Annotated in this window: 18 protein-coding genes and 1 pseudogene; 14 read left to right on the plus strand and 5 right to left on the minus strand. The window is 62.8% G+C overall.

What is annotated here, in order from left to right; genetic code table 11:
* The first annotated feature begins 25 nt into the window (after positions 1 to 25).
* The 3 genes from pbpG to P3S72_RS19450 all read left to right on the plus strand — a co-directional run bounded on the left by pbpG (position 26) and on the right by P3S72_RS19450 (position 3,692).
* A complete protein-coding gene (pbpG, locus tag P3S72_RS19440; protein ID WP_247398718.1) occupies positions 26 to 949 on the plus strand; it encodes a D-alanyl-D-alanine endopeptidase in 924 nt (307 codons plus the stop codon).
* A gap of 170 nt (positions 950 to 1,119) precedes the next feature.
* Positions 1,120 to 1,509, plus strand: coding sequence for a DUF2946 domain-containing protein (locus P3S72_RS19445; RefSeq protein ID WP_276193665.1), 390 nt, complete (start codon positions 1,120 to 1,122; stop codon positions 1,507 to 1,509).
* 95 nt (positions 1,510 to 1,604) lie between these two features.
* Positions 1,605 to 3,692 (plus strand): TonB-dependent receptor, encoded by a 2,088-nt coding sequence (locus P3S72_RS19450; RefSeq protein WP_276193666.1) that lies wholly within the window; start codon positions 1,605 to 1,607, stop codon positions 3,690 to 3,692.
* A 30-nt stretch (positions 3,693 to 3,722) separates the two neighbouring features.
* On the opposite strand, the gene P3S72_RS19455 is transcribed toward P3S72_RS19450, so the two are convergent.
* Both P3S72_RS19455 and P3S72_RS19460 read right to left on the minus strand, forming a co-directional pair.
* A complete protein-coding gene (locus P3S72_RS19455) occupies positions 3,723 to 5,057 on the minus strand; it encodes a HAMP domain-containing sensor histidine kinase (RefSeq protein WP_276193667.1) in 1,335 nt (444 codons plus the stop codon).
* A complete protein-coding gene (locus P3S72_RS19460; RefSeq protein ID WP_276193668.1) occupies positions 5,054 to 5,713 on the minus strand; it encodes a response regulator transcription factor in 660 nt (219 codons plus the stop codon). The genes P3S72_RS19455 and P3S72_RS19460 overlap by 4 nt, the downstream gene beginning before the upstream one ends.
* Positions 5,714 to 5,844: 131 nt before the next feature.
* On the opposite strand from P3S72_RS19460, the gene P3S72_RS19465 reads away from it, so the two are divergent.
* The 5 genes from P3S72_RS19465 (at position 5,845) to P3S72_RS19485 (ending at position 10,622) form a co-directional block, all read left to right on the plus strand.
* Entirely contained in the window at positions 5,845 to 6,168 is a 324-nt protein-coding gene (locus tag P3S72_RS19465; protein WP_276193669.1) for a PepSY domain-containing protein, read from the plus strand.
* An 83-nt stretch (positions 6,169 to 6,251) separates the two neighbouring features.
* On the plus strand, positions 6,252 to 6,722 hold the full coding sequence (locus P3S72_RS19470; RefSeq protein ID WP_276197960.1) for a DUF2271 domain-containing protein: 471 nt from the start codon (positions 6,252 to 6,254) through the stop codon (positions 6,720 to 6,722).
* A gap of 25 nt (positions 6,723 to 6,747) precedes the next feature.
* A complete protein-coding gene (locus P3S72_RS19475) occupies positions 6,748 to 8,928 on the plus strand; it encodes a PepSY domain-containing protein (protein ID WP_276193670.1) in 2,181 nt (726 codons plus the stop codon).
* A complete protein-coding gene (locus P3S72_RS19480; RefSeq protein ID WP_276193671.1) occupies positions 8,912 to 9,907 on the plus strand; it encodes an FAD:protein FMN transferase in 996 nt (331 codons plus the stop codon). Before P3S72_RS19475 ends, P3S72_RS19480 begins: the two co-directional genes overlap by 17 nt.
* A 13-nt stretch (positions 9,908 to 9,920) precedes the next feature.
* On the plus strand, positions 9,921 to 10,622 hold the full coding sequence (locus P3S72_RS19485; RefSeq protein WP_276193672.1) for a VIT family protein: 702 nt from the start codon (positions 9,921 to 9,923) through the stop codon (positions 10,620 to 10,622).
* 43 nt (positions 10,623 to 10,665) lie between these two features.
* Here P3S72_RS19485 and P3S72_RS19490 read toward each other — a convergent pair whose 3' ends face one another.
* The gene (locus P3S72_RS19490) at positions 10,666 to 11,328 is read right to left on the minus strand and encodes a peptidase C39 family protein (protein ID WP_276193673.1); all 663 of its coding nucleotides are present in this window, start codon (positions 11,326 to 11,328) and stop codon (positions 10,666 to 10,668) included.
* A 211-nt stretch (positions 11,329 to 11,539) separates the two neighbouring features.
* Here P3S72_RS19490 and P3S72_RS19495 point away from each other — a divergent pair, with 211 nt between their 5' ends.
* A complete protein-coding gene (locus P3S72_RS19495; RefSeq protein WP_276193674.1) occupies positions 11,540 to 11,701 on the plus strand; it encodes a hypothetical protein in 162 nt (53 codons plus the stop codon).
* Here P3S72_RS19495 and P3S72_RS19500 read toward each other — a convergent pair.
* Positions 11,698 to 12,108, minus strand: coding sequence for a hypothetical protein (locus P3S72_RS19500; RefSeq protein ID WP_276193675.1), 411 nt, complete (start codon positions 12,106 to 12,108; stop codon positions 11,698 to 11,700). The two genes, P3S72_RS19495 and P3S72_RS19500, sit on opposite strands and share 4 nt — an antisense overlap.
* A gap of 209 nt (positions 12,109 to 12,317) precedes the next feature.
* On the opposite strand from P3S72_RS19500, the gene P3S72_RS19505 reads away from it, so the two are divergent.
* The 5 genes and pseudogenes from P3S72_RS19505 (at position 12,318) to P3S72_RS19525 (ending at position 19,548) form a co-directional block, all read left to right on the plus strand.
* On the plus strand, positions 12,318 to 15,539 hold the full coding sequence (locus P3S72_RS19505; RefSeq protein ID WP_276193676.1) for an efflux RND transporter permease subunit: 3,222 nt from the start codon (positions 12,318 to 12,320) through the stop codon (positions 15,537 to 15,539).
* Positions 15,529 to 16,698 carry an efflux RND transporter periplasmic adaptor subunit gene (locus P3S72_RS19510; RefSeq protein ID WP_276193677.1) on the plus strand — a complete coding sequence of 390 codons (1,170 nt, stop codon included), beginning with the start codon at positions 15,529 to 15,531 and terminating at the stop codon, positions 16,696 to 16,698. The genes P3S72_RS19505 and P3S72_RS19510 overlap by 11 nt, the downstream gene beginning before the upstream one ends.
* On the plus strand, positions 16,682 to 18,100 hold the full coding sequence (locus P3S72_RS19515; RefSeq protein WP_276193678.1) for an efflux transporter outer membrane subunit: 1,419 nt from the start codon (positions 16,682 to 16,684) through the stop codon (positions 18,098 to 18,100). Before P3S72_RS19510 ends, P3S72_RS19515 begins: the two co-directional genes overlap by 17 nt.
* A gap of 84 nt (positions 18,101 to 18,184) precedes the next feature.
* A pseudogene (locus tag P3S72_RS19520) lies at positions 18,185 to 18,368 on the plus strand (hypothetical protein).
* 721 nt (positions 18,369 to 19,089) lie between these two features.
* Positions 19,090 to 19,548 (plus strand): transposase, encoded by a 459-nt coding sequence (locus P3S72_RS19525; protein WP_276193679.1) that lies wholly within the window; start codon positions 19,090 to 19,092, stop codon positions 19,546 to 19,548.
* 183 nt (positions 19,549 to 19,731) lie between these two features.
* Here P3S72_RS19525 and P3S72_RS19530 read toward each other — a convergent pair whose 3' ends face one another.
* Positions 19,732 to 21,015 (minus strand): Zn-dependent hydrolase, encoded by a 1,284-nt coding sequence (locus P3S72_RS19530; RefSeq protein WP_276193680.1) that lies wholly within the window; start codon positions 21,013 to 21,015, stop codon positions 19,732 to 19,734.
* Positions 21,016 to 21,029: the final 14 nt, after the last annotated feature.

A 21,029-nucleotide genomic window follows, 5' to 3' on the forward strand; every position in this document is an offset into this window, starting at 1 on the left:
TACTTTTTTTAGCGAGTTCATCCGCGTGAAAATTCGTCTCTCTCTCGTCAGCCTTTTATTTGCTTTCACCGGCACCTGTGCGCACGCCGCCGAAACCACCCTGGCCCCGCGTGACACCTCGAAACTGCAAATCGCTTCCGGCAGCGCCATGCTGGTTGACCTGCAGACCAACAAAGTTATCTATTCCAGCAACCCGGACGTGGTGGTGCCCATCGCTTCCGTGAGCAAGCTCATGACCGGCTTGATCGTGCTGGAAGCCAAGCAAAACATGGACGAGTACATCGACATCAACATCACCGACACGCCGGAAATGAAAGGCGTGTTCTCCCGAGTGAAGATCGGCAGCCAAATGCCGCGCAAAGAGATGTTGCTGATCGCCCTGATGTCCTCGGAAAACCGCGCCGCCGCCAGCCTGGCCCACCACTATCCGGGCGGCTACCCAGCCTTCATTGCGGCGATGAACGCCAAGGCCAAGGCGCTGGGCATGACCAGCACCCATTACGTCGAGCCTACCGGCCTGTCCATCCATAACGTGTCGACCGCCAGGGACTTGAGCAAGCTGCTGGCCTACGCGCGTAAATTCCCGATGCTGAGCCAATTGAGCACCACCAAGGAAAAGACCGTCGCGTTCCGCAAGCCCAACTACACCTTGGGTTTCTCCAACACCGACCACCTGATCAATCGCGCCAACTGGGATATCAAGCTGACCAAGACCGGCTTTACCAACCAGGCCGGCCACTGCCTGGTGCTGGTGACCAGCATGGGTAACCGCCCGGTGTCGCTGGTGATCCTCGATGCCTTCGGCAAGTTCACCCACTTCGCCGACGCCAGCCGTATTCGCAACTGGGTCGAGACCGGCAAGGGCGGTTCGGTGCCGGACGTTGCGTTGCGCTACAAGGCCGACAAGAACCTGAAAAACCGCCCGAACACGGCAGAAGTTCGCCGCTGAACCAAAACACACCCGTCTGACCAATGCCCCGACCTGTTCGGGGCATTGTTTTTTCTGCATGCACCACGCAAAAACAGACGGTTGGTCTGCGGCAAAATAGCGCACGAACGGGCTTTTACTTTGTGCCTGAACTGCCGCTAAATGTTCACCCCTTTTAATCGACTTCGTTCATGGCTCGTCTCAAACGCATCAGTCCCTGGATAGCCTGTCTGGCCGTCGTGCTGAACATGCTGGCCATGCCGCTCAGCCGCGCCATGCAGACGCCGGACATGGGACTGTTGCTGTGGGGCGGATTCTGCTCGGGGGGCGCCTCGCAAGCGCTGCCGCCCAACTTGAGCAAGCTGATCGACCCGCTCCAGACGGCTCCGTCAAACACTGCCATGAAACACAGCGATTGCTGCTGTGGCCACGCGGGGCTGGCGGCGCTGCCATCCGACTACTACAGACATTTCCTACCGCGCTACGCGCCCAACACCGCCCTCGACAACCCCGAGTTGCCGACGCTGCACCCCAGAATCCGCTGGCCGAGCCTGAGCCCGCGCGCCTCCCCTGCCGCTTGATCGACACCGGAGCCGCCCCACAGGCGGCCCGATCTGCTTATCAGCCGCCCGACCGGGCGTCCTCGAAGTGTCTTGATCATCAGGAAAGGTGCGTTATGCCTGCTCGAATGACTTTGCCTCGCGCAAAGCGTGTCTCTGTGTCCCGCCCGCTATGGCCCTTGCTGTCCATCGGCCTGTTCGCCCTCAACCCGTTGTCCTCGGCGCTGGCCGAAACCGGCAAAACCGAAGACTCAACCCTCACCCTCGGCACCGTCACGGTCCAGGGCGCCAGCGCCAGCAGGGGCCCGCTAAGCACCAGCAGCGTGCTCAGTTCGGTGGATGTGCTCGGCGCCGACATCCTCGAAAAAATGCCGGTCAACTACAGCTGGGAGCTGTTCAGCCGTGCGCCAGGGGTGATACTCACCGAGTTCAACCAAGGCACCACCTCCGGCAAGATTTCCTTTCGCGGCTTTAACGGCGAAGGCGAAGTCAACGCAGTGAAGCTGTTGATCGACGGCATTCCAAGCAATAGCAACGACGGCAACATGCCGTTCATGGACATGATTTTCCCGATGGAACTGGACAGCATCGAAGTGGTGCGCGGCACCAGCGATGCGCGCTATGGCCTGAACAACATCGCCGGCAACGTCAATATGCTGACCCGCACCGGCGGCGACTACACCAAGGCGCGGGTGCGCTACGGCAGTTACAACACCCAGGAAACGCAACTGGCCAAGGGCATCGAAGGCAGCAACTGGACGCAGAACTACTTCTTCGCCTATCAGAAGTCCGACGGTTACCGCGATCACGCCGAGGCGGACAAGTTTTCCATGTCCGGCAAATGGTTCTACACCCCGGACGACGACAGCTACCGCATCGGCCTGATCGCCCGTCACTACGAAACCGAGGCGCAGGAACCGGGCTACTTGAGTGAAGAGGATGCCCACCAGCACCCGAGCATGACCAACAGCTACAACGCCACCGACAAAGGCACGCGGCGGATGAACCAGGTCAGCGTGCACTTCGACACCGACCTGGCCGAGACGCTGGCCTGGTCGGCAAAAACCTACGTCAACACCTTCGACGACCGGCGCTGGACGCAATACTGGCGCACCAGCGCCCAGCAGGAGCGCGACGCCTACGAAACCCAGTACGGCGCCCTCACGTCCCTGACCTGGCGCCCGGAAGTCAGCTGGCTGTACGACTTCGCCCTGGAAGGCGGCGCGGACATGCAGCAGCAACAGAACAAGAGCGAGCGCTACCGCACCAAAGACCGCGTGCGTCTGGCCCAAACCCGCGACCAGCAATTCGACTTTGACACCTATGGCGCCTACGTCCAGGCCGAGATCAAGCCGTTCGAGTCGCTGAAAATCGTCCCGGCGTATCGCGTCGATAAAATCCAGGGCAACTTCACCAACGAAATGACCGGCATGGACTACGACATCAACGACTATGGGCTGATCAAACAACCCAAGCTCAGCGTGGTGTATTCACCGTGGGACGTGGCCAGCGTCTACGCCAACTGGGGGCGTACCTTCCAGGTCGGCACCGGCGCGGCGGCCTATAAGATTCCACCGCGGGATACCAACCTGGCGCCGTCGATCAACGAAGGCTGGGAAACCGGGATCAAGTTCACCCCGGCCGATTGGATCGATGGCCGCGTCGCCTATTGGCAGCAAGAGGCCAGTGGTGAAGTCAGTCGCCGGCTCAACGACCCGAGCGGCGAGTCGGATAACGTCGGCGAAACCCGGCGCTGGGGATATGACGCGCAGCTCAACCTGCACCCGAACGAGCGCACCGACATCTGGATGGCCTACTCCTGGCAGTATTCGAAAATCCTCCAGCCGAGCTCGAGCTTGCCCAACAGCAAAGGCCAGGAAATCGACCACATCCCTCATCACCTGTACAACGCCGGCGTCAGCTACAAGGCCACGCGTGCGCTGCAGTTGACGGCGTGGATGAACGGCCAGACCAACTACTACCTGGAACGCGAGAACACCAAGGGCACTTACGGCGGCTACGTCTTGATGAACCTCGGCGCCACGTACCAGGTGACTGAATCGGTCAGTGTCGACCTGCAGTTGAAAAACCTCACCAACCGCTACTACGAATACGTCTGGTATGACCCGGACGGCGCCCAGGCCTCGCTGCACTCACCCGGCGACGGGCGGGCGCTGTACACCGGCGTCACCGTGGACTTCTGAGTGGCACAGCCGCCGGGGCTCGATGAACGTTCATGTCGGCAAGCGTAAAAACTGAACGTTCACTTCAAACCCGTCTTCCCTGCCTGGCGCTGGCGACGCCAGGGTCATACGCGCCTTGACCCCGTGGGCGATGGTCTTGGCAATCGCCAGCCCCAGCCCTGTACCGCTGGCCTCGCTGCTGCCGCGCACGAAACGCTCGGTCAGGCGCTGCAACACCGACGCTGGCACAGCCGGTCCACCGTTGACCACCCGCAGCAGTGCCTGGTCCGTGAGGCTGACGTCGACCGGTTGATCCGCCGCGCCGTACTTCAACGCATTCTCGATCAAGTTACGCAGCAAGATGCCGAACGCGTCCGGGTCAATCGCGCAATAAACGCTGCCCTCAGTTGGCAACTGCAACCGAATGCGCTGCCCGCTGCTGCGATTCCACTCATCGACCCCATGGGCCAGTAATGGAATCAGGTCCTGTGGTGCCTCGGACAACAGCCCGCCGCCCTCGGCTTTGGCCAACTGCATGAGTTTTTCCGAGAGCCGCGCCAGTTCGCGCAGGGAGTCTTCGATCTTCGCCGCACGCACGCGCAACGGGCCTTCCGGTGCTTCCTGGCGCAAGCGCTGGATCTGCGCCAACGTCGCCGCCAACGGCGTGCGCAATTCGTGGGCACTGTTGGCGGTGAAGCTGCGCTCGGCCTCCAAGGCCTTGCGCAAGCGCTCCAGCAGGTGGTTGACCGCATCGGCCAACGGGTCGATTTCAGCCGGCAGCCGCGCCACGCTGATCGGCGACAAATCCCCCACGCCACGGGCTTCCACGGCACGGCGATAAGCCAACACGCTACGCAGGCTGAGGCGCACAAACAGCCAAGTGCCCAGCAGGCTGATGGGGATCAGTGCCAATAACGGCACCAACAAGGCCAGCAAGGCTTCCCGCGCTGCTTCACGGCGATGCGCCAGCGGCTCGGCGATCTCAATGAACACGGTGTCGCGCAGCGCACTCGCGCCATACAGCCGGTACTTTTGCGTGGTGGAAAACCCTTCACTCGGCCGTTCGTTGAAGATCTTCGGATCGGCGTCATGGGACTGCATCAGAATCTGGCCCTGGGCGTCGCGCACCAGGTACGTCAGGTATTCCTTATGCACCTTCAAGGTGGCGACGTGCTGGGCCGCGCGCGGCTCCTCGCGGTTGCTGATTTCCAGCACGGCCAAGGGCAGGATGCGTTGGGCCGTCTCTTCCAGAGCGCTGTCGAACGCCTCGTTCAATTCGTGTTGCACCACCAGCCAGGCCCCGACAGTCGCCCCCAGCCAGAGCAAGGTCATGCCCAGGGTCAACCCCAGGCCGAGGCGTTTTTGCAGGCTGATCGACGACTTCATACGGCCATCAACCGATACCCCATGCCACGCACGGTTTCCACCAGGTCGCGGCCGAGTTTTTTGCGCAGGCGGCTGATGTAGACCTCGATGGTGTTGCTCTCGATTTCCGCGCCAAAGGCGTACAAGCGCTCTTCAAGCTGCGACTTCGACAGCAACGCCGTGGGGCGCTGCACAAACGCCTCAAACAATGCCCATTCACGCGCCGTCAGGTCGACGGTGATACCGGCGCGCTGCACGGTGCGCGCGTTCATATCGATCTGTAAGTCGCCGAGTTTGATCAGCGGGTTGGGGTTGCCGCTGTAACGCCGGGCCACGGCGGCCACCCGGGCCGAGAGTTCGAACAGGTCGAACGGTTTGACCAGGTAGTCGTCGGCCCCGGCGTTGAGGCCGGCGATGCGATCGGATATCTGGTCCTGGGCGGTGAGGATGATCACCGGGGTCACGTTGCCGGCCGAGCGCTGCTGGCGCAAAAAGTCCAGCCCGCGACCGTCGGGCAGCATCAGGTCGAGCAGGATCAGGTCATACGGCGTGGTGCGCACGCTGTTGTTCGCATGGTCCAGTCGCTGCACCCAATCGACCGCGTGGCCGTCATCGGCAATCTGTTCGCGCACCGCCTCGCCCAGCCCGAGTGCATCCTCGACCAATAAAACCCGCATCTGGCACCTCCTGTGATGGTTGTCGTGGAGCACCTTACCCACCTTTCCTGACGCGAATCTGAAGATTCAGCCAGTTGTCAGGAATGACCTTTAGGGTAAGCCGCAAATGCCAATCCGGCCGGAGACAGATCATGAAATCAGCTTTTATTGTCAGCACCACATTGCTCAGCGTCCTGCTCAGCGGGTACGCCTTGGCCGATGAAGACTGCAGCGAGCCGGTCAGCGACTGGCAACCACGCGAAACCCTGCGCCAGCAAGTGGAGCAGCAATACGGCTGGAGCGTGCAGCGCATCAAGGTCGACGACGGCTGCTACGAGCTCAAGGGCGCCGACCGCAAGGGCAATGCAATCGAAGCCAGCTACGCACCAGCCTCGCTTCGCCTGCGCAAACTGGAAATCCATTTCGGCGCCAACGGCGACGCCCGGGATTACCTCAACCGTCCTGGATCTGAATGATCATCGCGTCTTTGCAAGGCTTTCAGGTTGCTGTCAGCCAGCAGGTCCAGGCTCTCGCCACCACGTTCAACCAGGACATCCTCATGAAAAAAATCATTGCTGCAACTTGCCTCGCCGGCGCCATTGCCCTGCCGGGGCTGGCCCAGGCCCGCGAAGTGACCCTGACCACCCAGCTCAAGGACTACAGCGGCAACGGCGCGTACCTGGCGATTTACGTCACCGACGCCAACGGCCAGTACCAGAAAACCCTTTGGGTCGCCGGCAAGAAGGCCAAGTACTACCGGCACCTGAGCGACTGGGCACGTGGCAGCGCCATGAACCCGAGCGAGTTTGACGGCCTCAGCGGCGCCAGTGTCGGCAGCGGCCGCAGCCTCACCGTCAGCGTGGAACTGGCCGACACCTTGATCGATGCCGGGTATCAGATCCGTATCGACAGCGCCGTGGAAGACAAGCGCGACAGCCGCGCCGACGTCAGTGTCCCGCTGACATCGGGCGGGGCGGGCAAGCCGGTCAGCGGCAACGGCTATGTCGAGTCCTTTACCTACGACCTGTAGCACCTGCGACTTCTGGAGGCTAAACATGCTTCGCCAGTTCCACTCACTGCCCGGTCTGATCGCCGCCCTGCTGGTCATGATATTGGCCATCAGCGGCGCAGTACTGTCCGTCAATCCGGCTTTGGAACGCCTGCACAACACGTCAACCGCAGCCGGGCAGCTCACTGTCGGCCAGTTGGCGGGGAACATCGCCAACCACTTCCCGGGGGTGGAGCAGATCCAGCGCAGCGCCTCCGGAACCGTGATCATCTACTACAACCAGGACGGCCAGGCCGGTGCGCAAACCATCGACCCACTCACCGGCCAGGGCCTCGGCCCCTATGAGCCGTCTGCCGTGTCGCGCTGGGTAAAAGACCTGCACCGCTCGCTGTTCATGGGCACAACGGGGCATGGGATCGCGGGCGTCGGCGCATTCGTCATGTTGCTGCTTTCCGTGTCCGGCGCGCTATTGCTGGCGCGCCGCCTGGGCGGCCTGCGCAACCTGTTGCGGCCGCTGCGCGGCTCGTTCAGCCAGCGCTGGCACGCCGAAGTCGGGCGCCTGGCCGTGCTCGGGCTGCTGCTGTCGGCCTTGACTGGGCTGTACATGTGCGCCACGACGTTTGGCCTGATCGCCGACGGCAGTCAGGCTGAACCGGCCTTCCCCGCGCATATCAGCGTCGGGGCGGCGCAGCCGGTGGCCAACCTGCAAGCCTTGCAGGCCACCGATTTGAATGACCTGCGCGAATTGGTTTACCCAAGCCCCGGCAACCCCGAGGACGTGTTTTCCCTGCGCACAGCCCAGGGCGACGGTTACGTGGACCCGGTCAGCGGCGCGCTGTTGTCGTATCAGGCCCACGACTCAATGCACAACCTTTATCAATTGATCTATCAACTGCACACCGGTGAGGGCCTCTGGTGGCTGGGCTTGCCCCTCGGGCTTTGCGCCCTCAGCGTGCCGTTGATGAGCGTGACCGGTATTGTGCTGTGGTGGCGGCGACGCAAAGCCGCGCCGAAGATTCGCCATAACAGCCCCGCCCACTCAGCCGACAGCGTGATTCTGGTGGGCAGTGAAAACAACAGCACCTGGGGCTTTGCCAATACCTTGCACGCGGCGCTGCACCAGGCCGGGCACCGGGTTCACAGTGCCGCGATGAATGAATGGAAAGGCACGTACCGTGACGCTCAGCGACTGTTCATCCTCACCGCCACCCACGGCGACGGCGATGCACCCGCGTCAGCCACACAGTTCCTGGAGCGCCTCAAGCAAGTGGGCCTCAAACCCGGCCTGTCCTTTGCGGTACTCGGATTTGGCGACCGGCAGTTTCCCCGATTCTGTCAGTACGCCCATCAGGTGCAGGACGCGATGGTGCAAGCCGGCGGCTCGCCATTGCTCGGGCTGGAAACCGTGAACCGGCAGTCCTCCCAGGAATTTGCGCGCTGGGGCAACGCGTTGGCGGCGCCACTGGGCCACGCCCTGCCGCTGAACCATACGGCCCAGCGCCCGCCCACCCGTCAACTGGCGTTGACCGAGCGCATCGCCTATGGCGAAGCGGTGAACGCGCCGACCCACGTCCTGCGCTTCAAGGCTGCGGGCGAGCTACCGAGCTTCCAGGCCGGTGACCTGGTCGGCATCTACCCGCCGGACAATCCGGTGCCGCGCTTTTACTCGCTGGCCAGCCGTTCTGAAGACGGTGTGCTGGAAATCTGCGTGCGCAAACACGAAGGTGGCCTATGCTCGGGGTTCCTGCATGACCTGGAGATCGGCGCGTCTGTCGAAGCGTTCATCCAGCCCAATCCACAATTTCGCCCGGCTTCAGGCACGCACCCGGTGATTCTGATTGGTGCCGGCACCGGTATCGGGCCCTTGGCCGGTTTTATTCGCCACAACACCGCCAAACACCCAATGCACCTGTATTGGGGCGGACGCAACCCGGCCTCGGACTTTCTCTATGAGCCGGAGCTCAACCGTTACCTCGCCGACCACCGCCTGACCGCATTGCGCGCGGCGTTTTCCCAGGTTCAGGACCGCAGCTACGTGCAAGACCGCCTGATCAGCGACGCCCTGGCGTTGCGCGCCCTGATCGAAAACGGCGCCCAAGTGCTGGTGTGCGGCAGCCGCGAGATGGCCAAAGGCGTGATGCAAGCGCTGGATAACGTGTTAGCCCCGCTCCACCTGAGCGTGCTGGCCCTGAAAGCACAAGGACGCTACCGTGAAGACGTCTACTGAGATGCAACGCTACAGCCTGAACGGCGAGACCATGGGCACGCGCTACAGCGCCGTGTTCTATGCCCAAGCTGCCATCGACACCGCAGCGATCAACCGCAGCCTGGCTCAGGCCGTGGGTCGGGTGGACCAGCAAATGTCCACCTGGAAAGCCGATTCCGACCTCAATCGCCTCAACGCGGGCCCCGAGCAGACATGGCTGGCGGTGCCCAAAGAACTGGCCACTGTGTTGGCCGCCGCGCTGCGGGTCAGCCAGCAATCCGGCGGGGCTTTTGACATCGGCGTGGGTGATCTGGTGGACGCCTGGGGTTTCGGTCCGGGCGCACAATCAGTCACCGAACAGACCATCGACACCCTGCCGCCACGCGGCGGTCTCTCGGCCAATGCAGCGTTGACGGTGGACGCCCAGCGCCACCAAGTGCGCAAACGCGCGCCGCTGCACCTCAACCTCAACGGTATCGCCAAAGGCTTTGGCGTCGACGAACTGGCGCGCTGTCTGGACAGCTTCGGGCTCACGCGCTACCTGGTCGGCATCGATGGCGAAATGCGTGCCCGAGGCGCCAAGCCGGATGCTCAACCGTGGGTCGTGGCCATTGAAAAACCGAGCCGTGGCCAGCGTGAAGTGATGGGGGTCATGGAGCTCAGCGACGCGGCCATCGCCACCTCCGGCGACTATCGACACTGGATTGACGTAAAGGGCCGCCACTATGCCCACACCATGAACCCGGCCACCGGCGCTCCGTTGTGCAATACGATCGCGTCCGTCACCGTGGTGGCGGCCTCATGCATGCTCGCCGACGCCTGGGCCACGGCGTTGATAGTGCTGGGCGAAATCGAAGGCCCACGCCTGGCGCAGGCACGCGGGATGGACGCGCTGTTCGTGCTGCGCGAGGGTGAACAACTCAAAGAAATATCGATTGTCGGCGGCATTCTGCAAGCGCAGATTGAAAGCCGTCCGCCCCTAACCAGCCCACACACGTGAGTCCCGCACCCCCATGAAATTCATGCACCGGCACACCGAATCCCACCGCAGTGACCGTATCGGCTGGCTGCGCGCCGCAGTCCTGGGGGCCAATGACGGCATCGTCTCCACCGCCAGCCTGTTGATCGGCGTAGCCGCCGCCAACGCCAGCCACGCCTCGCTGATCGTCACCGGTATGGCCGGCCTGGTGGCGGGTGCGATGTCCATGGCGGCCGGTGAATACGTTTCCGTGCATTCCCAGGCCGATACCGAACAGGCCGACCTGGCACGGGAACGGGCAGAACTGGCCAGCAACCCCAAAGCCGAACACAGCGAACTTGCGCACATCTACATGCACCGTGGCGTATCACCCGAATTGGCCCATCAGGTCGCCGATCAATTGATGGCACACGACGCCTTGGGCGCACACGCACGGGACGAGTTGGGCATCAGCGAAGCCCTCACCGCCAAACCGCTGCAAGCGGCGCTGGCCTCGGCGGCGAGTTTCGTGGTCGGTGCCGCGTTGCCGCTGGCGGTGACGGTCATCGCACCGGCGCACAGCGTTGTGCCGTGGATATCCGGCACGTCCCTGCTGTTTCTTGCCAGTCTTGGCGCCGTGGCGGCCAGGGCCGGCGGGGCGAAAGTCATCGTCGGCGCTTGGCGCGTGACCCTGTGGGGCGTGCTGGCCATGGGCATTACGGCCGCCGTGGGGGCGATGTTCGGCGCCGTGGTGTAGTGCAAAACCACACCGCGCCCCAGCGTGGCGGGCGCGGTGTGTTTTACTTTCTTTCGGCCAACACCTTGAGCGCCTGCGCCGCGGCCTGCTCTTGCCCGGCCTGCGCGGTGGCATTGGCCGCGTCGCGCCAGCGCTGTGCATCCACATTGGCCGGCAACTGGCTCGGGCGCTGGGTGACGATGGCCCAGTGACCGGCGCCTTTCCAGGCGGACTCGAAATCACTGAAGCCCATCAACAGTCGCCGGTCCATGCCCGAACTCAACAACACCGTGCTTTTGCGCTGGTTAAACCCTACCACCACCACGTAGCGCGGCTCAGACCAAAACCGCCCGCTGATCCGCGCCATCACCGGGTACCCCGCGGACACCTGCGCCAACACCGACGTGAGCTTGGCGTCGAGCGGATACACCATCAGCCCGTATTCACGCACCAGCACCTGCATGTTGCGCTCAAGGTTCGCCTCGCCGCCCGGCAAGTGCAGCGGCTTATCCAGTAAACCCGGTGTCATGACAATGCCTTGTTGCGACAGCATGCTGGCTAACGCCGTAGGGCCGCTTTGATAGGCGTCGCTGCGAAACGTCGGCACACCATTGAGTTCGACGCGCTCCGGCAAGCCCGGCAGCTTCGACGGGTGCCCGGAACAGCCCGCGAGCCCGAGGGCGCAGGCCAGTAGCAAGGAGGTTGTAACGTTCGACCGTAACCGCAATTTTTTACTCTCTTGATCAACTGCCGGTAAGGGCCCTGATCATAGGACGCTCTTCAGCCCGGGTATAGCCTTGAGCCGCAGTAAAACGCCCGGGATAGAGCAAAGAAGTTGGATCGACACGACCATTGGTCAATAGCAGGCAACCGTCGACTGACTAGACTGTCCATTGAGAAGACTGTGTGTGCCCCCTACTGGGCGAAAGGAGGCCAGAATGAGCCTTGCAACGACGATTTTCCTGTTGTTCTGCGGTTGGCTGGCGGTCGCCGGCGCCATGTTGTGGGGGGTGTTGCGCATTACCCGTCGGCACCATCACCCCCACGTCAAACCGGCTGCATCCGCCAAGCTGCACAATGCGGCGGTTCATCACGCCTAGCCAGGCATGCAATTGAAGTCCTGCGTTGCCGCGACTTCCTTGCCGTGACCATCCATGAGCGATGCGCGCACGGTGCTGCCCAGGCTGGATTCCACCAGGGTGTAGTGCTCACCCGCCTTGAAGTCCTTGTACTCCACGCGGCCCTGGCAGTCCTGCTGGTTGTCGTCGCCTGGCTCCTCTTCGAATAACGTCACATCCAAACGATGGTCGCCCGGCGGCACTTCAAAAAAGCGCCCGTCGTCCACGCGCTTGCCATCGACGCGCTCGGCCATCAGGTCATTCGGCGCTTCTTCTTTCAATCCGATCCAGGCTTCGCTGGGGTCGGCTTTGGGCATCGGGCCGGCGCAGGCCGACAGTAACAACACAGCGCTCAAGGCGGGGATCAGCAATAAAGGTTTCAGTGACATGGCAGGGCTCCAAAGGATTTCAGTTAAAAGACGCATCGCATCCGATGGGTCACAAGCTTGGAGAGGCGCCCCTTGTAGAACAAATGAATACACATGAAACGATCTTCAGCCCATACCTAAATCTTCCTTCACCTGGCTGAAAGGTGCGTGTTAGGTGGGTCGGGCAAGACTGCCGGGGTTTGCAATCCTGCTCCCTCGGAGGTTCACGCATGCTCGGGCTGGTAAAGACCGCACTGCACAAGCCGTACACGTTTATCGTGTTGGCCATATTCATCTGCATCATCGGGCCGATGGCGGCCCTGCGCACCCCCACCGATGTGTTCCCCGATATCGGCATCCCCGTCGTTGCAGTGGTCTGGCAGTACAACGGCCTGTCGCCGGACGCCATGGCCGGGCGGGTGATCTACACCTATGAACGCTCCCTGAGCACCACCGTCAACGACATCGAACACATCGAATCGCAATCCCTGCCGGGCATGGGCATCGTCAAGATTTTCTTCCAGCCCGGCGTCGACATCCGCACGGCCAACGCGCAAGTGACGGCGGTGTCACAAACCGTACTCAAGCAAATGCCCCCCGGCATCACCCCGCCGCTGATCCTCAACTACAGCGCCTCGACGGTGCCGATCCTGCAAATGGCGTTCTCCAGCCCGACACTGTCGGAAGCCAAGATCCGCGATCTGGTGCAAAACAATATCCGCCTGCCCCTCAGCGCCCTGCCCGGCCTGGCCATGCCCACGCCTATGGGCGGCAAGCAGCGCCAGATCACCCTCGACCTCGACCCGCAGGCGCTGGCCGCCAAAGGCTTGTCGGCCCAGGACGTGGGCAATGCGCTGGCGTTGCAGAACCAGATCATCCCGGTCGGCACCGCCAAGCTCGGCCCCAACGAATACACGATCCTGCTCAACAACAGCCCCAAGGCCATCGATGAACTCAACGACCTGCCGATCAAGACCGTCGACGGCGCCTTGATCACCATCGGCCAGGTGGCCCACGTGCGTGACGGTTCGCCGCCGCAGACCAACATCGTGCGCGTCGACGGCCATCGCGCTGTGCTGATGCCGGCGCTGAAAAACGGCAGTATCTCCACCCTGTCGATCATCGACGGCATCCGCCAGATGCTGCCGCGCATCAACGAAACCCTGCCACCGTCGCTGAAGACCTCACTGCTGGGCGACGCGTCGGTGTTCGTCAAACAATCGGTGGGCAGCGTGGCCCAGGAAGGCATCATCGCCGCGCTGCTGACCAGCGCGATGATCCTGCTGTTCCTCGGCAGTTGGCGCTCGACGCTGATCATCGCCGTCTCGATTCCCCTGGCGGTGCTCGCGGCTATCGCGCTGCTGGCGGTCAGCGGGCAGACACTCAACGTGATGACCCTCGGCGGGCTGGCGTTGGCGGTGGGGATTCTGGTGGACGACGCCACGGTGACCATCGAAAACATCAACTGGCACCTGGAACAGGGCAAGGCGGTGAAGACCGCGATCCTCGACGGCGCCGCGCAGATCGTCGGCCCGGCGTTCGTCTCGCTGCTGTGCATCTGCATCGTGTTCGTGCCGATGTTTTTGCTGCAAGGCATCGCCGGGTACCTGTTCCGACCGATGGCCCTGGCGGTGATCTTTGCCATGGCCAGCTCGTTCATCCTCTCGCGCACCCTGGTGCCGACATTGGCGATGTACCTGCTCAAACCGCACACGCCGGAACCCGGCACCGGCCATCACCCGGAAGATGCATTCATCAACCATCACGAAGGCGAGCAGCACACCAAGCCACGCAACGCCGTGCTGCAGTCGGTGCTGAATTTCCAGCAGGGTTTCGAGCGGCACTTCTCGAATATCCGCGACACCTACCATGGCCTGCTGACGTTGGCCCTGGGCAATCGCAAGCGCTTCATCGTCGGCTTTTTGGCCTGCGTGCTCGCCTCGTTTCTGCTGCTGCCGAGCCTGGGCCAGGACTTCTTCCCGGCCACCGACGCCGGTGCGCTGGCGCTGCATGTGCGTTTGCCGCTGGGTACGCGGATCGAAGAAAGCGCGGCCGCGTTCGACCGGATCGAGGCGCGGATACGCGAAGTGATCCCGGCCGCAGAACTCGACACCATCGTCGACAACATCGGCATTCCGCTGAGCGGCATCGACATGGCCTACAGCAGCAGTGGCACCATCGGCCCGCAGGACGGCGATATCCAGGTCAGCCTGAAACAGCACCACGCGCCGACTGCCGATTACGTGAAAAAACTGCGTGAAGCACTGCCGCAAAGTTTCCCCGGCAGCCACTTCGCGTTCCTGCCGGCGGACATCAGCAGCCAAATCCTCAACTTCGGCACACCGGCGCCACTGGACGTGAAAATCTCCGGGCGCAGCGATGCAGAAAACCGTGCTTACGCCGTGGAACTCGAACGCCGCCTGCAACACGTACCGGGCATCGCCGACCTGCGCATCCAGCAGTCCACCGGCTACCCGTCGCTGCAAGTGAATGTCGACCGCCTGCGCGCCAACGGCCTGGGCATCACCGAGCGCGATGTGACCAACAGCATGGTCGCGTCCCTCGCGGGCAGCTCGCAAACGGCGCCGACCTTCTGGCTCAACCCGGCCAACGGCGTGTCCTATTCCATCGTCGCCGCCACCCCGCAATACCGCCTCGACAGCCTACCGGCACTGGAAGCGCTGCCCGTGACCGGTGCCGATGGCCAGTCGCAAATTCTCGGCGGCGTGGCCAGCATCTCCCGCGTGCAAAGCCCGGCGGTGGTGACCCACTACAACATCGAACCGACCCTGGACCTCTACGCCAACGTGCAAGGCCGCGACCTCGGCGGCGTGGCGCGCGACGTGCAAAAGGTACTCGACGACACCGCCTCCCTGCGCCCCAAAGGCGCGACGATCAGCCTGCACGGGCAGATCGATGCGCTGCATGAAGCCTTCAGCGGTTTGAGCGTCGGCCTGCTCGGTGCGGTCGTGCTGATCTACCTGCTGATCGTGGTCAACTTCCAGTCGTGGGTCGACCCGTTCGTGATCATCACCGCATTGCCGGCGGCGCTGGCGGGGATCGTGTGGATGCTGTTCCTCAGCGGCACGTCATTGTCGGTGCCCGCGTTGACCGGCGCCATCCTGTGCATGGGCGTGGCCACAGCCAACTCGATCCTGGTGGTGAGCTTCTGCCGCGAACGCCTGGCCGAACATGGCGATGCGCTCAAGGCCGCGCTGGAAGCCGGTTACACGCGCTTCCGTCCGGTGTGCATGACCGCCCTGGCGATGATCATCGGCATGCTGCCGCTGGCCTTGTCCGAGGAGCAGAACGCGCCGCTGGGCCGCGCCGTAATCGGTGGTCTGATCCTCGCCACCGTCGCCACCCTGTTATTTGTTCCCGTGGTCTTCAGTCTGGTCCACGGTCGTCAGCCTACTCGCGCAACTGTTGGAGAAACGCCCCATGTCGTCTGATCACAAACCCTCGCGCAAGCGTCTGATGCTCATGGGTGTCGGCGGCCTGACCCTGGCCGCCCTGCTGGTCGCCAACGGCCTGTACGCCCGCACAATGCACGAACGATCCGTCACGGCCTGGACCGAAACCGCCGCCGTACCGCAGGTGATGGTGTTTGAGCCGCAACAGAACGTGGCCGGCGACACCCTGCGCCTGCCCGCCCACCTTGAAGCCTGGAGCAAGGCGCCGATCCATGCGCGGGTCAGCGGCTACTTGAAGGACTGGAAAGTCGACATCGGCAGCCAGGTCAAAGCGGGGCAAATCCTCGCCGAAATCGACAGCCCCGATCTCGATCAACAACTGGCGCAAACCCATGCGCGGCTGTTGCAGCAACAGGCCAATGCGCGGCTGGCCGCCACCACCGCGACGCGTTGGCAAAACCTGCTGGCCAGCCATTCGGTGTCGCGCCAGGAGGCCGATGAAAAAACCTCCAACGCCGCAGCGGCCAAAGCCAACGCCGAAGCGGCCGCCGCTGACTATGCACGGTTATCCGCGCTGGAAAGCTATAAGACCCTGCGCGCACCGTTCGCCGGCACCATCACCGCGCGCAACACCGACATCGGCCAGTTGATCAAGGCCGACACCGACAGCGACCCGGAGCTGTTCAGCATCGCCGACACCCACCAACTGCGCCTCTACGTGCCGGTGCCGCAGAACTATGCGGCCGTCATCCACAAAGGGCTTGAAGCCGAGCTGACCGTTCCCGAGCACCCCGGCGAGCACTTCAAGGCGCACCTGATCGGCGACTCCACCGCCATCGACCGCCGCTCCGGCACCCTGCTCGCGCAGTTTGTCGCCGACAACCCCAACGGCCAATTGCTGCCCGGCGATTACGCCGAAGCCACCCTGCCGATCCCGGCGGACACCCATGGCGTGAGCATCCCGGCCAGCGCGTTGATCTTCCGCGCCCAAGGCACCCAGGTCGCGGTGCTGGATGCGCAAAACCACGTGCACCTGCAGGCCATCCATATCGGCCTGGATCTGGGCGAACGCCTGGTGATCGACCAGGGCCTGAAACCCGCCGACCGCGTGGTCGACAACCCGCCCGACGCCCTGCGCGAAGGCGACCCCGTGCAACTGGCCGACGCCGCCGGAGGTGCCCATGCGCCCAAGGCTTAAACCGCTCGTTGCCGTGATGCTGCTGGCTTTACAAGGTTGCTCGCTGACGCCGACCTACAACGTGCCGGCGATCAAACTGCCGGCCAACTACCGCGAACAGACCAGCGACGGCCCTTGGCACAGCGCGCAGCCGTCCGACCAACTGGCACCGCAGTGGTGGGCGCTCTACCACGAGCCGCGCCTGGATCAGTTGCAACAGCAACTGCTCAAGGCCAACCCGGACCTGGCGGCAGCGCTGGCGCACTTCGATGCGTCCCAGGCGTATGCCAGCCAACTGCATGCCGGGCTGTTCCCGCAAATCACTGCCAGCGCACAACCGCTGCGTCAGCGCCAATCGGACTCGCGACCGCTGCGCGGCACCACGCAGCCGTCGGTGTACAACAGCAACACTGCGGGGTTTTCGTTGAGCTACGACTTGGACCTGTGGGGCAAAATCCGCAACCAAGTGGCGGCGGGTGATGCGCAGGCGCAGGCGTCGGGCGACGATTTGGCGGTGGCGCGTTTGAGCTTGCAGCATCAGTTGGCGACCTTGTATGTGCAGCTCAATGGGCTGGATGCGCAAAGTCGGATTCTCAATAACTCGCTGGAGGATTTCAGCCAGGCCCTGCAACTGACCCGCAGTCGATACGAGGGCCAGATAGCGTCGGAACTGGACCTGACCCGCGCGCAAAACCAACTCGCCCAAGCCAAGGCGCAACTGGATGAAGTGCGCGGGCAACGCAACCTCACCGAACATGCCATCGGTGAACTGGTCGGCGTGGCGGCCAGCGACTTCACGCTGCCGGCGAGCCAACAACTGATCGCCCTGCCGGGGATTCCGTCGCAACTGCCGAGCCACCTGCTGCAACGTCGTCCGGATATTGCGGCGGCGGAGCGCCGGGTGTTTGCGGCCAACGCGAATATCGGCGTGGCCAAGGCCGCGTGGTACCCGGATTTCAGCCTGACCGGATTGATTGGCGGGCAGACCCAAGGCGTGGGGAATTTACTCTCGGCAGGCAATCGGTATTGGGCGCTGGGGCCGCTGATGGATTTGCCGATCTTCGATGGGGGTCGCTTGAGCGCCAACGAACGCCAGGCCAAAGCCGAGTTTGAACAAGCCTCGGCGCAGTACCGCAGCCAGGTATTGAAGGCCGTGCGCGAGGTGGAAGACAACCTGGCGCAGTTAAGGGATTTGCAGCAGGAGGCGCAGGATGAACAAGCGGCGGCGGATGCGGCGCTGCATACGCAAGCGTTGGCGATGAACAGCTACCAGGCCGGCGCGGTGAGTTATCTGGATGTGGTGACCGCGCAGACCGCGACGTTGCAGGCGCAAATGACCTTGCAGACGGTGCAGACGCGGCAGTTGCAGGCGAGTGTAGGGCTGGTCACCGCGCTTGGCGGCGGCTGGCAACCTGGCGCCTGAGACTTGTTTGTGCAAACCGGCTCGAAGGTGGGGGCTGGTTTGCCTGTGATGGCGGTAGATCAGCCAAACATCACCGACTGATCCATCGCATATTCAGGCCTCCGGCCCGACCTTGACACCGAAACGCTGCTGGTCAATGCCACCCAGGATCTGGAATCGATCAACTCCATCGCCGCACATCTAGCCTTCGAATGTCGATGGGCCGCAGCGCGGTATGGCGCTGGGAATTTGCCGGATGCGGGAAGGCGCGCAGGTTCGGCCGCAATAGCGGTGGCGTCAGTTCCGGCCTCATCGGGAGCAAGCCCCCTCCCACACTGACCCTGCACCAGACACACCATGTATGAACACCGCAGAACCCATGTGGGAGGGTTCAAGCCCACCCACACACTGATCCTGCGCCAGACACACCATGTATGAACACCGCAGAACCCATGTGGGAGGGTTCAAGCCCACCCCCACACTGACCCTGCACCAGACACACCATGTATGAACACCGCAGAACCCATGTGGGAGGGTTCAAGCCCACCCACACACTGATCCTGCGCCAGACACACCATGTATGAACACCGCAGAACCCATGTGGGAGGGTTCAAGCCCACCCACACACTGATCCTGCGCCAGACACACCATGTATGAACACCGCAGAACCCATGTGGGAGGGTTCAAGCCCACCCCCACACTGATCCTGCGCCAGACACACCATGTATGAACACCGCAGAACCCATGTGGGAGGGTTCAAGCCCACCCCCACACTGACCCTGCACCAGACACACCATGTATGAACACCGCAGAACCCATGTGGGAGGGTTCAAGCCCACCCCCACACTGACCCTGCACCAGACACACCATGTATGAACACCGCAGAACCCATGTGGGAGGGGGCTTGCTCCCGATTGCGCCCTTTCAGACACATCCTGCCAAAAGCATGTCCATCAATCCCAAGCCCCTCTATCTAGCCTCTCAAAACACACCCAGAAAGAGGCCAAGGAATGCCTGACTTACCCGCTTCACACCGCCTGCGCATCGGTCGATTCAGCGAACCGAACCGTATCTACCTCATCACCACCAACACCCACGAACGCATCCCGATATTCAAGAATTTCCATCTCGGTCGCTTGGTGGTCTGGCAGTTTCGATTAGCTCAGTACCAAGGGCTGGCTAACTCCCTGGCATGGGTGATCATGCCGGACCATTTCCATTGGCTGCTCGAACTGAAAAAAGGCTCGCTGGCGGACTTGATGTGCCAGGTGAAGTCCAAAAGCACCAGGACCGTTAATGGCGCAAGCGGACGCAAGGGGCGGCTTTGGCAGGAAAGTTTCCATGACCGGGCGCTGCGCCAGGAAGACGACCTGGTGAAAATGGCCCGGTATGTGGTGGCCAATCCATTGCGAGCGGGATTGGTTAGCCGGATTGGCGACTACCCGTTGTGGGATGCCATTTGGGTATAGACACAGTTCAACTGTGGGAGGGGCTTGCTCCCACACTGATCCTGCGCCAGACACACAATGTATGAACACCGCAAAACCCATGTGGGAGGGGGCTTGCCCCCGATAGCAGTGGTTCAGCCAGCTTATCTGTAACTGACCCACCGCCATCGGGAGCAAGCCCCCTCCCACAGTTTTTTTCGCATTTCAGGCAGCCAACTTACCGCTGGCGATGGCTGCCGAGGCGGCCACCATCGCCCGCAACAACACCGCACACCCCGCCGCCAGGTCATCCGGTGCGGCGTTTTCGATTTCGTTGTGGCTGATGCCACCTTCGCATGGCACGAAGATCATCCCCGCCGGGCCGAGTTCGGCGACGAAAATCGCGTCGTGCCCTGCCCCGCTGACGATGTCCATGTTCGACAACCCCAACCCATTCGCGGCATCGCGCACGGCGTCCACACAGCCCTTGTCGAAATACAGCGGCGGGAAGTCGGCGGTGGGTTCCATTTCAAAACTCAACCCATGCTTGGCGCAGGTCTCGTCGATCACCTGGCGCACCTGGGCAATCATCGAATCCAATCGCGCCGGTTCCAGGTGACGGAAGTCCAGGGTCATGCGCACTTCACCCGGGATGACATTGCGTGAGCCCGGATAAGCCTGCAAGCAACCGACAGTGCCACACGCATGCGGCTGATGCCCCAACGCCGCCGCATTCACCGCCGCGACCACCACCGCCGCGCCGACCAGGGCGTCCTTGCGCAGGTGCATCGGCGTCGGCCCCGCGTGGGCTTCCACGCCGCGCAGTGTCAGGTCGAACCACTTTTGCCCGAGGGCACCGAGCACCACGCCGATGGTTTTTTTCTGGTCCTCCAGAATCGGCCCCTGCTCGATATGCGCTTCGAAGTAAGCGCCGACTTTATGCCCACTCTCCCCCCGCGTCCCCGCGTAGCCAATCGCATTCAGCGCATCGCCTACGCTGACGCCAGCCGCATCGACCTTGGCGAGGGTATCGGCCAGGCTGAATTTCTCGGCAAACACCCCCGAGCCCATCATGCACGGCGGGAAGCGCGAGCCCTCTTCGTTGGTCCACACCACCACTTCCAGCGGCGCCTCGGTTTGCAGCTTGAGGTCGTTGAGGGTGCGCAGCACTTCCACACCGGCCAGCACGCCGAAGCACCCATCGAACTTGCCACCGGTGGGCTGGGTGTCGATATGGCTGCCGGTCATCACCGGTGGCAGGTCGGGATTGCGCCCCGGCCGGCGGGCGAAGATGTTGCCAATACCGTCGACGGTCACGCTGCACCCGGCCTCTTCGCACCATTGCACGAACAGGTCGCGGGCCTGGCGGTCGAGGTCGGTGAGGGCCAGGCGGCACACGCCGCCCTTGGGGGTGGCGCCGAGTTTGGCCAGGTCCATCAGCGACTGCCACAAACGGTCGCGGTTGATGTGCTGATGGGTCGATTGCAGAACGTCCAGGGCAGCGTTCATGGGGATCTCCTCAG

The sequence above is a fragment of the Pseudomonas sp. D3 genome (assembly GCF_029320995.1).
In the GTDB taxonomy this organism is placed as follows: domain Bacteria; phylum Pseudomonadota; class Gammaproteobacteria; order Pseudomonadales; family Pseudomonadaceae; genus Aquipseudomonas; species Aquipseudomonas paraveronii.

What these genes read in the sequence shown, in the direction of transcription:
- P3S72_RS19445 (WP_276193665.1), top strand. Translation starts at nt 1,120, where the DNA reads ATGGCTCGTCTCAAACGCATCAGTCCCTGGATAGCCTGTCTGGCCGTC.
- P3S72_RS19450 (WP_276193666.1), top strand. Translation starts at nt 1,605, where the DNA reads ATGCCTGCTCGAATGACTTTGCCTCGCGCAAAGCGTGTCTCTGTGTCC.
- P3S72_RS19455 (WP_276193667.1), bottom strand. Translation starts at nt 5,057, where the DNA reads ATGAAGTCGTCGATCAGCCTGCAAAAACGCCTCGGCCTGGGGTTGACC.
- P3S72_RS19460 (WP_276193668.1), bottom strand. Translation starts at nt 5,713, where the DNA reads ATGCGGGTTTTATTGGTCGAGGATGCACTCGGGCTGGGCGAGGCGGTG.
- P3S72_RS19465 (WP_276193669.1), top strand. Translation starts at nt 5,845, where the DNA reads ATGAAATCAGCTTTTATTGTCAGCACCACATTGCTCAGCGTCCTGCTC.
- P3S72_RS19470 (WP_276197960.1), top strand. Translation starts at nt 6,252, where the DNA reads ATGAAAAAAATCATTGCTGCAACTTGCCTCGCCGGCGCCATTGCCCTG.
- P3S72_RS19475 (WP_276193670.1), top strand. Translation starts at nt 6,748, where the DNA reads ATGCTTCGCCAGTTCCACTCACTGCCCGGTCTGATCGCCGCCCTGCTG.
- P3S72_RS19485 (WP_276193672.1), top strand. Translation starts at nt 9,921, where the DNA reads ATGAAATTCATGCACCGGCACACCGAATCCCACCGCAGTGACCGTATC.
- P3S72_RS19495 (WP_276193674.1), top strand. Translation starts at nt 11,540, where the DNA reads ATGAGCCTTGCAACGACGATTTTCCTGTTGTTCTGCGGTTGGCTGGCG.
- P3S72_RS19500 (WP_276193675.1), bottom strand. Translation starts at nt 12,108, where the DNA reads ATGTCACTGAAACCTTTATTGCTGATCCCCGCCTTGAGCGCTGTGTTG.
- P3S72_RS19505 (WP_276193676.1), top strand. Translation starts at nt 12,318, where the DNA reads ATGCTCGGGCTGGTAAAGACCGCACTGCACAAGCCGTACACGTTTATC.
- P3S72_RS19510 (WP_276193677.1), top strand. Translation starts at nt 15,529, where the DNA reads ATGTCGTCTGATCACAAACCCTCGCGCAAGCGTCTGATGCTCATGGGT.
- P3S72_RS19515 (WP_276193678.1), top strand. Translation starts at nt 16,682, where the DNA reads ATGCGCCCAAGGCTTAAACCGCTCGTTGCCGTGATGCTGCTGGCTTTA.
- P3S72_RS19525 (WP_276193679.1), top strand. Translation starts at nt 19,090, where the DNA reads ATGCCTGACTTACCCGCTTCACACCGCCTGCGCATCGGTCGATTCAGC.
- P3S72_RS19530 (WP_276193680.1), bottom strand. Translation starts at nt 21,015, where the DNA reads ATGAACGCTGCCCTGGACGTTCTGCAATCGACCCATCAGCACATCAAC.